We start from the raw sequence: 14482 nt of genomic DNA on the forward strand, positions 1-14482 counted from the left end.
ATTTACTCTCCCCACCTCAAGGATCGTGTCCCCAAAGGTGGGTTTTTTATGTCAGTTGAAAAAGTTGGCTTGATCGCCGTTGCCGAGAATGCAGCCCAGCGGGTTACGTTCAAGGACGGCGGCAAGATCAAGGCTAAAGTCGGTACCAAGTATCTCCTCAAGCTTGACGATAGCGACGTTGCGCCAGAAAACGTCACCGTCAAGCGCGAAGGCAAGGATCTCCAGGTGTTCTTCGAGGGCAGCGACAAGCCTGACCTCACCATCCAGGACTTCTTCGCCGATGGCATGGACTCACAGCTCTATGGTGTTTCCGAGAGTGGCCAGATGTACGCCTATGTGCGTACCGACGGTGAAGGCTTATATAGTCAACTGATGCTCGCCGACGGCGAAGAGGCCCCTATAGCGTTGGGCGGAAACCCGCTAGGCGTAGTCCCCGTCATTGACGGTGACGTCGACGAGAGTGGCGGCTTCCTGCTGTGGCCGTTGCTGGCCGGTGCTGGTGTTCTGGCGGCAGGTGGCGCGGCATATGCTGCCAACAAGGACGACCATAAACATCATCCCAAGCCTGCGGCAGCTCCCCCGACCAGCCCTGACGTAACCGATACCAAAGTCACTGACAAGGTCGGTCCGATCACAGGGGATCTGACCAACGGCCAGGCTACTGATGATAATCGGCCGACAATCTCCGGCGGTGGCGTGCCCGGCGCCGTCATCCACGTACTCGACAATGGTGTGGAAATTGGTACGGTCACGGTAGGGGAGGATGGCAAGTGGGAGTTCGTCCCCGCCAGTGACCTGAGTGACGGTAACCATAGCATCGACCTCGTCCAGGACGCCCCGGGCAACAGCCCCAGCGAGCCGGTTCATGTGATCGACTTCTCCGTCGATACCGTTCCTCCGCCTGCCCCCGCTGCGCGCATCGATGGTGGCCACTTCGATGGCAATGACTACTACAGCCCGGACAACGCTCCCACCATCTATGGCAACGGGGAGCCAGGCGATACCATTATCGTCGTCTATCCGACCGGCGAGACTGTCACCACTCAAGTCCAGGAAGATGGTTCCTGGGTAGCTCCGTCGCCGAGCCAGCCGCTGCCGGATGGCAATGCTGATATCAAGGTCATCGAGCAGGATCCTGCCGGTAACCAGAGCCAGATCATTATTCCTGTGGTGATCGATACCACTCCTCCGGATGCCCCGCAGGTATGGCTGGATCCCGACTCCGATACCGGCGTCAAAGGTGATGGCATCACCAGCGATACCATGCCGACTATCGACGGTAAGACTGAGCCACACGCCGAGATTACGGTGACTCTGCCGACCGGCGAGACACTCACTGCCACGGCAGATGATCAGGGCAACTGGTCGGTGACGCCGACCCAGCCGTTGTCGGAAGGCAGCAACGTCATCACCATCATTGCCACCGATGTGGCAGGCAACCCGAGCCAGCCCACTGTCATCACCGTCGACATCGACACTTCGATCCCTCCGAAGCCGACGTTCGGTCCGGATGGTGCCCTGTCCGAGGTTTACGACAATGTCGAGCCCAAGATCGGTGACCTGAACAGTGGTGACAGCACCAACGATCCCCGTCCGACGTTCTCCGGCAATGGCGAGGCTGGCGAGATCGTCACCCTTTACGACAACGGCGAGAAGATTGCGCAAGTGGTTGTGGGCCCGGATGGCAAATGGAGCTACGAGGCTCCCGCTGACCTGGCGCTTGCCGAAGGCGCGCATGACATCACGCTGACCGTGACCGATGTTGCGGGCAACACCAGCCCGATGTCGGATCCGTTCGTGGTCAATGTCGACACTACCTCTCCGAACGCCCCGCAGGTTTGGCTGGATCCGGATTCCGACACGGGGATCAAGGGTGACGGCATTACCAATGACAACCTGCCGACCATCGATGGCAAGACCGAGCCGGGAGCTGAAGTCTCGATCACCTTCCCGACTGGTGAGACCATCACCGTTGTGGCCGACGATAACGGTGACTGGAAGGCAACTCCGACTCAACCGCTGCCGGAGGGCGACAACAAGATCACCGTCATTGCCAGCGACGATGCTGGCAACACCAGCGACCCTACCGTCATTTCCGTGGGTATCGATACTACGCCGCCGGACTCTTCCAAGCTGTCCATCTCCGGCGTGATGGATAACGAAGGACCGGTCACTGGCAATATTGTCAACGGCGGTATCACCGACGACGCGCGTCCGGTGATCAGCGGTACCGGTACGGCTGGCGACACCATCACGGTCTACTCCAAGGACTTCACCGGAAACCATCCGGTTGGTACAACCATCGTCAAAGCGGATGGCACTTGGTCGTTGCAGCCGGACTTCAAACTGGTCTCTGGTCTGAATGACCTGACCGCCGTGGAGAGTGACCCTGCAGGCAATGCCACAGATCCCAGCGCGAAATACAGTTTCACCCTGGATACAGGCAAACCGCAGGCCCCGGCGATCGAGAGCGTCTTCGACGACGTAGGGCCGTACACCGGCTTCCTGCAGAAAGGCGATGTGACCGACGACACCCAGCCGACCTTCAAGGGKACTTCGGAAGGTGGCGCCGTCATCAAGCTTTACGACGGCAGCACCCTGATCGGCAGCGCCAAGGCCGATGCTTCGGGTAGCTGGACCATCACCACCAACATCCTGGCCGATGGCCTGCACAACGTCACCGCYACCGCGACCAAYRCCGTAGGGCAGGTCAGCGACCCGACCGGCATCTGGAACTTCAGCACCGACACCAGCAAGCCGGCCAACGTGACCGACCTGGTGGTACTGGACGATGTGGGCAACCAGACCGGTCCGCTGCACAGTGGCGACACCACCGACGATAGCCGTCCGACCTTCAGTGGCGGCGCGGAAGCCGGCGGCAAGGTCATCATCTACGACAACGGCGCCAAGATCGGCGAAGCCCCTGTGGGCACCGATGGCAAGTGGAGCTTCACGCCGAGCAGCGATCTGCCTGAAGGCAACCATGCCTTCACCACGGAAGTGGTGGATGCAGCTGGTAACGGCAGTGGCCAGAGTGCCCCGCTGAACGTGGTGGTAGACACCAGCACGGTCGACGTGAGCATCGTTCGCGTGATCGATGCGGTCGGCAGCATCACTGGCAACATCGCCCCCAACGACGGCGTGACCGACGATACCCGTCCGGAGATCGACGGCAAGGGCAAGGCTGGTGCGACCATCACGGTCTTCGATGGCAGCGTTGCGCTGGGTACCACCACGGTGAAAGCCGATGGCACCTGGAGCTTCAAGCCGACTGCCGACCTGGMCGAGGGCGCGCATAGCCTCAAGGCCGAGTCGAAGGACCTGGCGGGTAACACCAGCAATTCGTCGGCGTTCAACTTCAGCGTCGAYACCACGCCACCGGCCAAGCCGACCATTGGCGAAGTCATTGACGATGTCGGTGCCATCACCGGTCCGATCGCCAATGGCGGGGTGACCGATGACCCGACACCGACCCTGACGGGCCARGCCGAAGCCGGCTCGAAGGTCACCGTCTACGACAACGGTACGGTGCTGGGCAGCGTGATCGCTGGTGCGGATGGCAAGTGGAACTACACGCCGACCACCGGTATCAGCGAGGGTGAGCACAAGTTCACCACCGATGCGACCGATAAGGCCGGCAACACCAGTCCGAAGTCCGACGTCTTCACCATTACCACTGACTACACCCCGCCGGATGCCAGCAAACTGGCGATTACCGGCGTGCTGGACAGCGTCGGTAATGTTACCGGCAATGTGCTCAGTGGCGGTGTTACCGACGACTCGCGTCCGGTGATCAGCGGTACCGGTACGGCCGGCGACACTATCACTGTGTACGCGAAGGACAGCACCGATAACCATCGGATCGGCACGGCGACCGTAGACGCTACCGGGCATTGGACGATGCAGCCTGCGACTGCCCTGGTATCGGGTCTGAACGACCTGACCGCGGTAGAGTCCGACCCGGCCGGCAACGCCACCGCCCCGAGTGCGAAGTACAGCATCATGCTGGATTCGTCTGCACCTTCGCATCTCGCGACTATTACGGCCATCAGTGATGACACGGGGGTTTCTGACCATGACTTCATCACCCAGGACCGTACACTGCTGATTAGCGGCACAGTCGACAGCGTGTTGCAGTCTGGCGAGAAGGTGCAGTTCTCTGCCGATGGTGGAGTTACCTGGAAGGATGCCACGCTCAGCGAGGATCGCCTGCGCTGGAGCTATGACAACACCGCGATATCCTTGATAGACGGCAAGTACATCTTCGAGTCGCGTGTTCTCAGCGAAGCGGGTATTGCCGGAGCGGCAAGCTCCCAGTCAGTCATCATCGATAATTCCCAGCCGACCAACAAGGTGACCTTCGCCCTGGATCCTGCCAGCGACAACGGCGTGTCCAACACCGATAACATCACCTCGATCATGACGCCRACGATCAACGGTACGGTGAAGTCCGGTAGCCACAAGCTCGAAGACCTGACCATCACGTTGTTCTGGGACAAGAACGGAAACAACCAGATCGATCCTGGCGAGGACATCTACGGCCAGGGCATCAAGATCAACAGCGATGGCACCTGGAGCACTGACCTGTGGTCGCTGCACTACGGTGATTACCTGCTGAAGGCGGTGGCGACTACTGCTTCCGGCGTGACAGGTTCGGCGAGCTATGTGGGTTCCCTGGATGACCAGAACCATATCCTGACCATCACCCAGTCGGTGCCGCAGCATTATTACGGCGCGAAGCAGGGAGGCTTCGAGTTTGGTTGGGACGTGGTCAACATCGGCGACTTCAACGGCGATGGTATCGATGACCTGTTGGTCTCCGCTCGTAACTCCGACACGTTGGGGCGCACCAACAACGGTGGTGCATGGATCCTGTACGGTAGCGAGAATGGTTTACCGGTGCTGGATCAGAACATGATCACCAACCTGAAGCCGAGCCAGGGCATCTTCTTCGCGGGTGCTTACAACAACGACATCATAGGTAGCGGCATCAACGCACTGGGTGACTTCAATGGCGACGGCTACAACGATGTCATCATTTCCTCGCACTGGCCGGACAAGATCTATGTGATCTTCGGCGGGCCGAACAACAGCTGGGGTAATGGCACGGTGGACCTTGCGACCATCGATGCTGGTGACAACACCCATGGCTTCGTGATCCGCAACCCTGGCGTCTCGACCAGCAACCCGTCTGCGCCTGGCTATGACAGCTGGAACGGTATCGGTGTGGGTGGCGGTGGCGACTTCAACGGCGATGGCTACACGGACCTGTTGTTCGGTAACCGCGAGGCGGGCCCAAATAACAGTGGTGCGGGCTACGTTCTGTACGGCGGCGCCAACGTCAACAAGAACATCGTCATGGATTGGAGCAATCCGGCCACTGGCACTGGTTCCAGCCAGACCTGGGCGCACTTCCCGGCGGGTGTTAACGGCACCACGATCATCAACTCGTTCACCGGCACTGTTACCAATTCCTCGCAGGTGAACGGCGTCGATCTGGGTGACTCGATCAACAATATCGGCGATGTCAATGGCGACGGTATCGACGATTTCGTGATCGCCGATCCGCGTGCCAACAACATCATGTCGCAGGGGTATGGCGCTTCGGCAGGTACTGCTTACCTCGTCTACGGTAAGGCAGGTGGTTTGGGGTCGTCACTCGACCTCAAGAACATGACCGTGGATCAAGGCATTCGGATCAACTCGCAGCACTACGAGTGGCTGGGTTCGGCACGCCAGGACTATTCCACCAACACTATCACCGCTTTGGGTGACATCAACGGTGACGGCATTGGCGACTTCGCTATCGCCGCGCCGTACTCGGAGCCGGGTGACCCGGGCCGTGTGTGGGTGATCTATGGCAAGGCGGGTGGGTACACCAGCGATATCAACCTGGATGCACTCAATACCGTCGGCGTGCCATCGCAGTTCAACACCAACCCGATGTTCGACTCCAGTGTCGGCTCGCTCATCCTCAACGAGAAGGCGACCTACAACTCGGCCACTGGCAAGTGGACGCAGAGCACCGTGGATGAGTGGTTCGGTGTGAGTATCCGCGCGGGCGGCGACATCAACGGTGACGGCATCAACGACTTCATCATCGGTGCGCGTTATGCCGACCGTCCTGGCAAGGGCAACGGCGATAACTCGGGAGCGGTGTACGTGGTCTATGGCACCGAGCACGGCTTGCCGGCCATCTGGTCGATCAAGGATGTGATCAATGATCCGACCAAGGGTTACGCGCTGTATGGCGAGGGTGCTGGCTTCGAACTGGGTAATGGCGTGGCGATGGGGGACTGGAACGGCGATGGCATGATGGATATCGCCACCGGAGCCTACAACGCCGACTTCACGGCTACCGACTCAGGGGCGATGTACGTCTACTACTCCTCGTCCGATTCGTTCACCAAGAAGTACACCAGTGGCGACGATTACCTGGTCGCGGATGGCAAGGACGAGAATGGCAATCCGGTGAATGACTACATCGTCGGTGGGTTCGGCAACGACACCATCATGAACATCGGCACCATGGACTTTGCCAACGGCGGTGAGGGCAAYGAYTTCATCCAYATCGTCAGCACCGATTTCCTSGGTGTTAACGGCGGCTCGGGGACCGACACCCTGGTCTTCGACGGTCAAGGGATGAACATCAACCTGGCGGTCATGAAGAACAAGGTGATCAGCTTCGAGAAGTTCGACCTGGGGCAGGGCGGTAACAGCCTGACGGTCAAGCTGGACGATGTGCTGCGAATGGGTGAAAGCGATCTGATGTTCAAGGACGGCAAGAAGCAGCTGGTGGTCAATGGTGACACCAGTGGCAATGTCGACCTGGTCAAGACCGGGATCACCTGGACCGAGTCAAGTGCCACCGGCAACGATGGCCATGCCTACAAGGTGTACAGCTCGGGTACTGGCGAGGTCTGGGTCGAGGACCAGGTCCAGGTACATCTCGTCGGCTAAGCGTCGACCGGGGCGCGAGTCTCTCGCGCTCCGGTATTAGCAGCTAGTTCAATCGTATGCCTCGTTCTGTCCGCAACGAGGCAATGGAGAGCATTTCAATGGAATATCCCATTTACAAGGCAATGCACAGGGCGGCCCGAGTGAGCGTTCTCTGTGCAGCTATCAGTTGCAGTGTTTCTGTTCTGGCCAGTCCCAATGAGTCGATCTTTGGCGCGGCCTATCAGCCGGTGGATGCTGTGGTAGCCGAGCAATCCCAGGTGGTTTTCTTTCGCGGTGCCGACCAGGGCACGCAAGGTGCCAATGTTTACGTGGACCGCGAGTTGCAGGGAGCTTTGATGCCTGGCGGTTATACCGTGTTCTGTGTTCCGGCAGGCGAGCACTCCCTGGAGGCCTACATTGGCGACGAGCCTCTCTATGAGGGCAAGTTGAATCCTCGTACCTCTGCAGTATTCGAGGGTGGAAAGAGCTATTTCCTCGAGGTCGCTGCCAACCCGAAATCGAGTACGCCGGTGGTCCTGAATCGTCAAAATGCCGAGCAGCAATTACAGGGCCTGCGCTTGCAAAGGCACGTCATCAATCGAGCCAGTTCGGTGGTCCCATGCGAGACCGAAACCCGTTTGAGCCTGCGCAGTGACGTGCTGTTCAACTTTGGCAAGAGTGGATACTCCGACATCACCGACGTGGGGCACGCGGAGTTGCGCAAGATTGCCGAAGCGATCAAGTCGCAGCATGTGGAAAGCGTAGAGGTGGGTGGGCATGCTGATCCGATTGGTAGTGTGCAGTCCAATCAGCGCTTGTCCGAGGCTCGAGCGCAAACGGTGAAAAGTGTCCTGCTGCAACTGGGAGTGGGGACCGAGGCGATTCGTGCAGTGGGTTACGGCAGTAGCGAGCCGGTGGTGCAATGTGACAGTGGTTCGCGTAACGATAAGATCGCCTGTAACGCACCGAACCGTCGTGTCGACCTGCTGATCCGCGGAAAGCGTTCTGATACCTGAAGATGCTCCGGCGAGGCGGTCTGGCTGAGCATTTCAGCAGTCGCTTTGTCGGAAAGGAGCACCCTCCGGACCCGCTCACGATTTCGCCCACCTAGCGTCATGCGGGTCCGGTAGGGTTCATTTGATCGCCAGGCGCCTGGCCAGGCGGTTGAGGTTGGCACGATCCAGGCCCATGTCGCGGGCGACGGCAGCCCAGTTGCCGTCGTGCCGTTCCAGGCTCTGACTGATCATGCGCCGCTGGAAGGCATCCACCGCAGGACGCAGCTCCCCGGTCGGCGCGCTGTCCACTCCACTTGAAACCTCCCCAGCAAGATCATCTGCTGCGCTCTTCTGCAAGGAGTTGAGCGTCAGGTCCTCGACATCCAGGCTGAGGATGCGCGAGCGCTGTGAGTGATTCGCGAGCGCCTTCAGCGATGCGCGACCTATCAGGTGTTCCAGTTCCCGTACGTTTCCCGGCCACGGATAGCCAACCAGCGCTGCCTGGGCTTCGCGCGTGAGTCTCAAGCTGCGCAGACCCAGGCGCGGCCGATTCTGTTCGAGGAAGTAGCCCGCCAACAGCAGAATATCGTTCCCCCGCTCACGCAGCGGCGGGACGCGCAGCGGGTAGACACTCAGCCGGTGGTAGAGATCGGCACGAAAGCGGCCAGCGCGGACCTCTTCGGCGAGATCACGGTTGGTGGCGGCGATCAGGCGTACATCCACGTGGTGCTCTCGATCAGAGCCCAGGCGTTGCAGTTGGCCGCTCTGCAGTACGCGCAGCAGCTTTGCCTGGATCGCCAGCGGTAGCTCACCGACTTCGTCGAGGAAGAGGGTGCCGCCATCGGCCAGTTCGAACTTGCCACGCCGTTCGCCCACCGCGCCGGAAAAGGCACCGCGAACGTGGCCAAACAACTCGCTTTCCACCAGGGTCTCCGGCAGTGCTGCGCAGTTCAGGCTGATCAGCGGCTGGCTGCGACGCAGCGAGTTGGAGTGGATGGCCTGAGCCACCAGCTCCTTGCCGACACCGGTTTCCCCAGTGACCAGCACGCTCAGATCGCTCCCGGCAACCACCTGGATTTCGCCCATCAGCGCCTGGTGGGCCTTGCTCTGGCCAATGAGCTCCTTGGGCTGATCGCCAGAAGCGCGCTGGTAGGCATCCGCGCGCTGCTGCTCCTGGTCGGCGCGCAAGGCCAGATCAAGCATGCGCTGGCTGGCCTTGACCGTGGCAGCTGCCAGGCTGGCAAAGGCCTCCAGGTTGTCCAGGTCGCCGGTGGAGAACCGCTCGGGATCCAATGCGTCCAGGGTCAGAAGGCCCCATGGCTGGCCGTCGAGGAACAGCGGACAGCCAAGGCAGTCGTGGACTTCCAGGTCACCGTGGAGTCCCTCCACCAGGCCGTCATAGGGATCAGGCAGGCCGCAGTCGGCGGCGAAGTGTGTCGGCCCAGGGTGTTCGATGAGGGCGCGCAGGCGAGGGTGCTCACTGATCTTGAAGCGACGGCCCAGGGTGTCCTGGCTGAGTCCATCCACGGCCAACGGCACCAGTTGGTCGCCTTCCAGGCGCAGCAGGGCAGTGGCATCGCAAGGCAGCAGGCCGCGAAGGGCTTCGAGCAGGCGGCGGTAGCGTTCGCCGTCCGGTAATTCGCGGGACAGATCGGCGACCAAGGGGAGGAGAGTGGCAAGCAGGGGGTTTCGAGTCATTTTGACCTCTTTGAAGTCTTTTTGACATCAGTAGATAAGGGTCATTATGACTCATTTATATACAGAGAGCCCGAAAATCAAGGGCTGCAAGCTTGGCACGCTTCCTGAAGTACATCTTTCAGAAAGCACAGGCAGACTCACTCGATGCCTGGCCAACCCGAGGAAATACACATGCTGTCCAACGAACACCGTACCCTGGTCAAGGCCACTGTCCCTCTGCTGGAGACTGGCGGAGAGACTCTGACCCAGCATTTCTACAAGATGATGCTCAGCGAGTACCCGGAAGTTCGTCCGCTGTTCAACCAGGCTCACCAGGCATCCGGCGACCAGCCCCGCGCGCTGGCCAACGGCGTGCTGATGTATGCCCGTCACATCGACGAACTGGAACAGCTCGGCCCGCTGGTGGCGAAGATCGTCAACAAGCACGTGGCACTGCAGATCCAGCCGGAGCACTACCCCATTGTCGGCACCTGTCTGCTGCGCGCGATTCGTGAAGTGTTGGGCGAGGAGATCGCCACGCAGGAAGTGATCGATGCCTGGGCCGCCGCTTACGGCCAACTGGCCGATATCCTGATCGGCGCCGAGGAGTCGGTGTATCAGCAGAATGCCGAGCAACGCGGCGGCTGGCGTGGCGCCCGGCGCTTCCGCATCGCCCGCAAGGAAGACGAGAGCGAGGAGATCACCTCGTTCTACTTCCAGCCGCTGGATGGCGAGCCGCTGCTGGACTTCCAGCCTGGGCAGTACATCGGGCTGTCCCTGGACATCGGTGGGGAAGAAGTGCGTCGCACCTACTCGCTGTCCGACGCGCCGAATGGCCGTGAATACCGTATCAGTGTGAAGCGCGAGCCCGAAGGCAAAGTTTCGAACTACCTGCACGATCACCTGAACGTCGGTGATGAACTGGACCTGTTCCCACCAGCGGGCGATTTCGTCCTGCGCAGCGGTGACAAGCCGCTGGCACTGATCACTGCCGGCGTCGGTATCACCCCGGCGCTGGCCATGCTCAAACCAGCATTGGAGTCCGGTCGCGAGGTGCACTTCATCCATTGCGCCCGCCACGGCGGAGTGCATGCGTTCCGCGAGTGGGTCGAGGCGCAGTCCGAAGCGCATCCGCAGCTCAAGCATTACTTCTGCTACAGCGAGCCGCGTGCCCAGGACGCCGCTCACGTCGAAGGCTTCCTCAGTCAGGAGTTGTTGGCCGACTGGCTGCCGGAAGACCGCGACCTGGACGCCTATTTCCTCGGGCCCAAGCCGTTCATGGTCCAGGTGAAGCGTCACCTGCGTGCAATCGGTGTACCCGAGCAACAGTCCCACTATGAGTTCTTCGGCCCGGCCAGCGCGCTGGAGGTCTGAACCTGAGCGCCGGCCCGATGGCGGGCCGGCGCAACCCGAGGAGGTGTGTGATGGAACGTCTTTTCGCCTGCCCGCAACGCAATCTGTCGATGTCCTGGTCGCTGCTGACCGGCGGGCTCGTGTTGTTGCTGCTGGGAATCGTGGGAGCCTATTTCGTCGATGGTCATCTGAGCCTGCAAAGCGTTGTCGCAGCTCATGCCTTCACCATTCTCGGGCCCACATTATTGAAGCTGGGCTACGTGCTGCGGCTGGTGGCCCAGCATCAGATGCGCAAGGAAGGCTGGGAGGCTTGCTGTGTTACTGGTTGATCGAAAGGCTCTGCTGACCATCGCGCCCTTGTGGCGCCTGGGGTTCCGCCCGTTCTTCCTCGGCGGCGCGGTGTTCGCGCTGATCGCCATCGCGGCTTGGGCGGCCGTGCTGCTCGGTGTGCTGCCCACGTGGCAACCGCTGGGCGGCTGGCTGGGCTGGCATCGCCATGAAATGCTCTTCGGTTTCGCGGCGGCGATCATTGCCGGCTTCCTGTTGACCGCCGTGCAGACCTGGACCGGGCGCCCCGGCGTCAGCGGCAAGCCGTTGATGGTGCTGTCGCTGGTCTGGCTGGCGGCGCGGGTGGGTTGGCTCGTCGGGGCGCCGCTATGGCTGGTCACCGTGCTGGAGTTGGCGTTCATGCCGGCACTGGCGTTTTTCATCGGCCGCAGTCTGTGGCAGGTCCGCCAGAAGCGTAACTACCCGATCATCGTGGTGCTGAGCCTGCTGACGCTCGCCGATGCACTGGTGATGGCCGGCGTCTGGATGGGTAACGAGAGCTGGCAGCGCGGTGGCGCGTTGGGGGCGTTGTGGCTGGTGGCGGCGCTGATGGGGCTGATCGGTGGCCGCGTGATTCCCTTTTTCACCCAGCGTGGACTGGGCCGCGCCGCTCAGGTGCCGGCCTGGAACTGGCTGGATAATTCATTGCTGGGCGGCACCCTGCTGGTGGCGGTGCTGACCGCGGTTGGAATTGGCCTGACCCCGCACCCGCTGGTGGGCTTGCTGTTTGCCGCGCTGGCGGTGGGGCACCTGATCCGCTTGTGGCGTTGGTACGACAACAGCTTCTGGAGTGTGCCGCTGCTCTGGTCGTTGCACCTGGCCTACCTGTGGATGCTGCTGGCCCCGGCGGGAATGGCGCTGTGGAATTTTGCGCCGACCTTCAACGTCAGCCTGGCGATCCACGCCCTCACCGTGGGCGGAGTGGGCGGCCTCATTCTGGCGATGATCGCCCGCGTCAGTCTGGGCCATACCGGGCGGCCGCTGCAGCCGCCGAAGGCAATGGCCTGGGCGTTCGCTTTGCTCAACCTTGGCGTGGTCGCGCGGGTGCTGCTGGTGATCTGGTGGCCGCTGGAGGGCTTGAGCGTCGCGGCCGCCTGTTGGGTCGTGGCTTTCCTGATGTTCGCCTGGCATTACGGTCCGATGTTCTGGAAACCGCGGCTGGATGAGCAGCCGGGCTGATCGGCGTTCCGCTATGACGCGTTATGCGGGCACAGCTCGCTCCTGCGCACGTGCTCAGTTGCCCTGCGGTAGCTCGCGCAATCGCCTGAGCTCATTGCTCAGCCAGGCGTTGGCGTCCTGCTTGCCCGCCGGGCAATCCACCTGATAGCGCTGGCCGCTCATGCTGCTCTTGGTCGCGGCGCGTTCGATGAAGTCTTCCGCGCTGCTGACCATGTCCTTGTTCTCCAGGTAGCCCAGCTTCTTCTGCAGGTGCGCCCGCGCTTCAGCGGCCGGGTACTCGCTGCCGTTACGGATGAACTGGCAGTCGCTGTGCTCGACGAAGTCGAGCAGTTGGCTGATTTCCCGCTGCGCCTTGGCGTCGGTGGCGGCCTGCGTGCCAGCGGCCACGAGCAGGAGGGAAATCAGGAGTGAGCGAAGCTTTCGAGAATGGCGCATAGCGATTCCTTGCCGGATGCGTGAATCCGCCGATTATGTCAGTGGCTGCAGGCGCTCGCCCAGGCGGCCGCTGTCTACCAGTTCAAGGAACTCGTCGCCCATCCGCCGGCTTTCATCCATCGCCTTGCGCCAGTAGCGCTCGCGGCCCGCGTCGTCGCCGATGTAGCGATGGAAGTCCTTGCGATCCGGCAGCTTGTTGTGCGGCAGCCGTGCCAGGTACTCCTTCGACGGCGCAAGCAGCAACACGTCCTGCAGGCGGCCGCTGTCGCCACGGCGCCAGGGCAGGCCCTTGTCGAACCAGCCGGGGATGACCTTGTCGGTGAAGTGCGGGTAGAGCACCACGCCTTCGGGCTGGTAAGGCAGGTCCAGGTGATAGTCCAGCAGGCCGCCGTCGCGGTAGGTGCCGGGGCCGGCGCCGGGAATGTCGCGCACGCCTTCCATGACCATGGGGATCGATCCGGAGGCGAGCAGGGCGTGGCGCAGGTTGGCCAGGTCCAGGTGCAGGTAGCGCGAGGGGAAGTCCGACAGCGCCTCCAGCGGCGGTGCGCGGCGGGCGTCATGGATGATCAGCCGTTCGAAGTGCCGGTGCAGGTGGCGGCGGCCGACCAGGTTGTCGCGGATCACCGCCCCCAGGCCCAGGCCGAGGTTGGCCTTGCCGTCCTGCGCGAGGCGGCCGTGGCTCTTCACTACCACCACGTTGAGGCGGTACCAGGGGTTGTCCAGTACGCTGGTGTCGCGGCCGTCGAGCAGGTCGTCGAGCATTTTCGCGCAGCTCCTCGACACGTCGCTGATGCTCGCGTTGCGGGCAAAGCGTTGCTGGGTGTAGAGCTCGCCCAGGCGGCGAATGCCTTCGGCCGGGTCGGGCAGGCAGGCGCTGGCGAATCGCCAGGAGCCGATGGACGCCCCGATCAGCGAGCGCTCACGTGGCGCTCGCGGCAACCATTCGCCGAACAGCGCGAGGTCCAGGCCCTGGATGCCCAGCGCTTTCGGCCCGCCGGCGGCACCGGGAAGGATTCCTACATCGGCGGGGGCCAGCCCCTGTTCGCGGATGCGTTGGAGCGCGCGGCTTCCGGCCTTGAGGGTGAGGGAGGAAGTCTTGATCTGGATGGCGGTCATGCGGGCCTCGCTGTGGCAGGCCGCGATTATAGAGCCTGTGTGCGTGGAGCAAGGATACTTCACCGGGTGAATGATCGTTGCCGATTCAGCTTGAATTAAGTCCTTCACCTTAATCTGACAGCAGTGAAATTCTGACGAGGTACGCTCATGAAATGGCTGCTGATCCTGACCACGCTCTCCGCACTGCTGCTGGGTGCAGGCGTTGCCACGGCCCATGACATTGGTCCGGACGAGGCGTTGCGCCTGCGCGATGCGGGCACCATCCGCAATTTCGAGGAGCTCAACCGCACCGCGCTGACCAAGCATGCCGGCGGTTCGGTGTACGATAGCGAGCTCGAGCTGGAGCATGGCCGCTATCTCTACAAGGTCGACATCAAGGACGCCCAGGGCGTGAAGTGGGATGTCGAACTGGATGCGGTCACCGGCGAAGTCCTCACCGATCACCAGGATGACTGATGAAG

9 protein-coding genes are annotated in these 14482 nt (G+C 61.7%); 6 read left to right on the forward strand and 3 right to left on the reverse strand.

Features of this window, described 5'->3' with window-relative positions:
• Positions 1–48: 48 nt before the first annotated feature.
• Together A6723_RS16900 and A6723_RS16905 are read left to right on the forward strand one after the other, a co-directional pair.
• Positions 49–6960, forward strand: coding sequence for an Ig-like domain-containing protein (locus tag A6723_RS16900; protein WP_083192873.1), 6912 nt, complete (start codon positions 49–51; stop codon positions 6958–6960).
• Between the two features lie 98 nt (positions 6961–7058).
• Entirely contained in the window at positions 7059–7955 is an 897-nt protein-coding gene (locus tag A6723_RS16905) for an OmpA family protein (protein WP_054909462.1), read from the forward strand.
• A gap of 117 nt (positions 7956–8072) precedes the next feature.
• Here A6723_RS16905 and norR read toward each other — a convergent pair whose 3' ends face one another.
• Positions 8073–9632, reverse strand: coding sequence for a nitric oxide reductase transcriptional regulator NorR (gene norR / locus A6723_RS16910; RefSeq protein WP_054909461.1), 1560 nt, complete (start codon positions 9630–9632; stop codon positions 8073–8075).
• 171 nt (positions 9633–9803) lie between these two features.
• Here norR and hmpA point away from each other — a divergent pair, with 171 nt between their 5' ends.
• Genes hmpA through A6723_RS16925 form a run of 3 tightly spaced genes read left to right on the forward strand, consistent with a single transcriptional unit; the run spans position 9804 to position 12470 of the window.
• A complete protein-coding gene (gene hmpA, locus A6723_RS16915) occupies positions 9804–10985 on the forward strand; it encodes an NO-inducible flavohemoprotein (protein ID WP_054909460.1) in 1182 nt (393 codons plus the stop codon).
• A 50-nt stretch (positions 10986–11035) separates the two neighbouring features.
• Positions 11036–11293, forward strand: a complete 258-nt coding sequence (locus tag A6723_RS16920) for a hypothetical protein (protein ID WP_054909459.1) — start codon at positions 11036–11038, stop codon at positions 11291–11293.
• A complete protein-coding gene (locus tag A6723_RS16925; RefSeq protein WP_054909458.1) occupies positions 11280–12470 on the forward strand; it encodes an NnrS family protein in 1191 nt (396 codons plus the stop codon). Before A6723_RS16920 ends, A6723_RS16925 begins: the two co-directional genes overlap by 14 nt.
• Before the next feature lie 54 nt (positions 12471–12524).
• Here the strand turns inward: A6723_RS16925 and A6723_RS16930 are convergent, their stop codons facing one another.
• The gene (locus A6723_RS16930) at positions 12525–12905 is read right to left on the reverse strand and encodes a DUF5329 domain-containing protein (protein WP_054909457.1); all 381 of its coding nucleotides are present in this window, start codon (positions 12903–12905) and stop codon (positions 12525–12527) included.
• Between the two features lie 33 nt (positions 12906–12938).
• On the reverse strand, positions 12939–14021 hold the full coding sequence (locus A6723_RS16935) for a patatin-like phospholipase family protein (protein WP_054909456.1): 1083 nt from the start codon (positions 14019–14021) through the stop codon (positions 12939–12941).
• Positions 14022–14168: 147 nt separating this feature from the next.
• Here A6723_RS16935 and A6723_RS16940 point away from each other — a divergent pair, with 147 nt between their 5' ends.
• A complete protein-coding gene (locus A6723_RS16940) occupies positions 14169–14477 on the forward strand; it encodes a PepSY domain-containing protein (protein ID WP_054909455.1) in 309 nt (102 codons plus the stop codon).
• Positions 14478–14482: the final 5 nt, after the last annotated feature.

Source organism: Pseudomonas sp. AU11447 (assembly GCF_001672555.2).
GTDB lineage: Bacteria > Pseudomonadota > Gammaproteobacteria > Pseudomonadales > Pseudomonadaceae > Pseudomonas > Pseudomonas nitroreducens.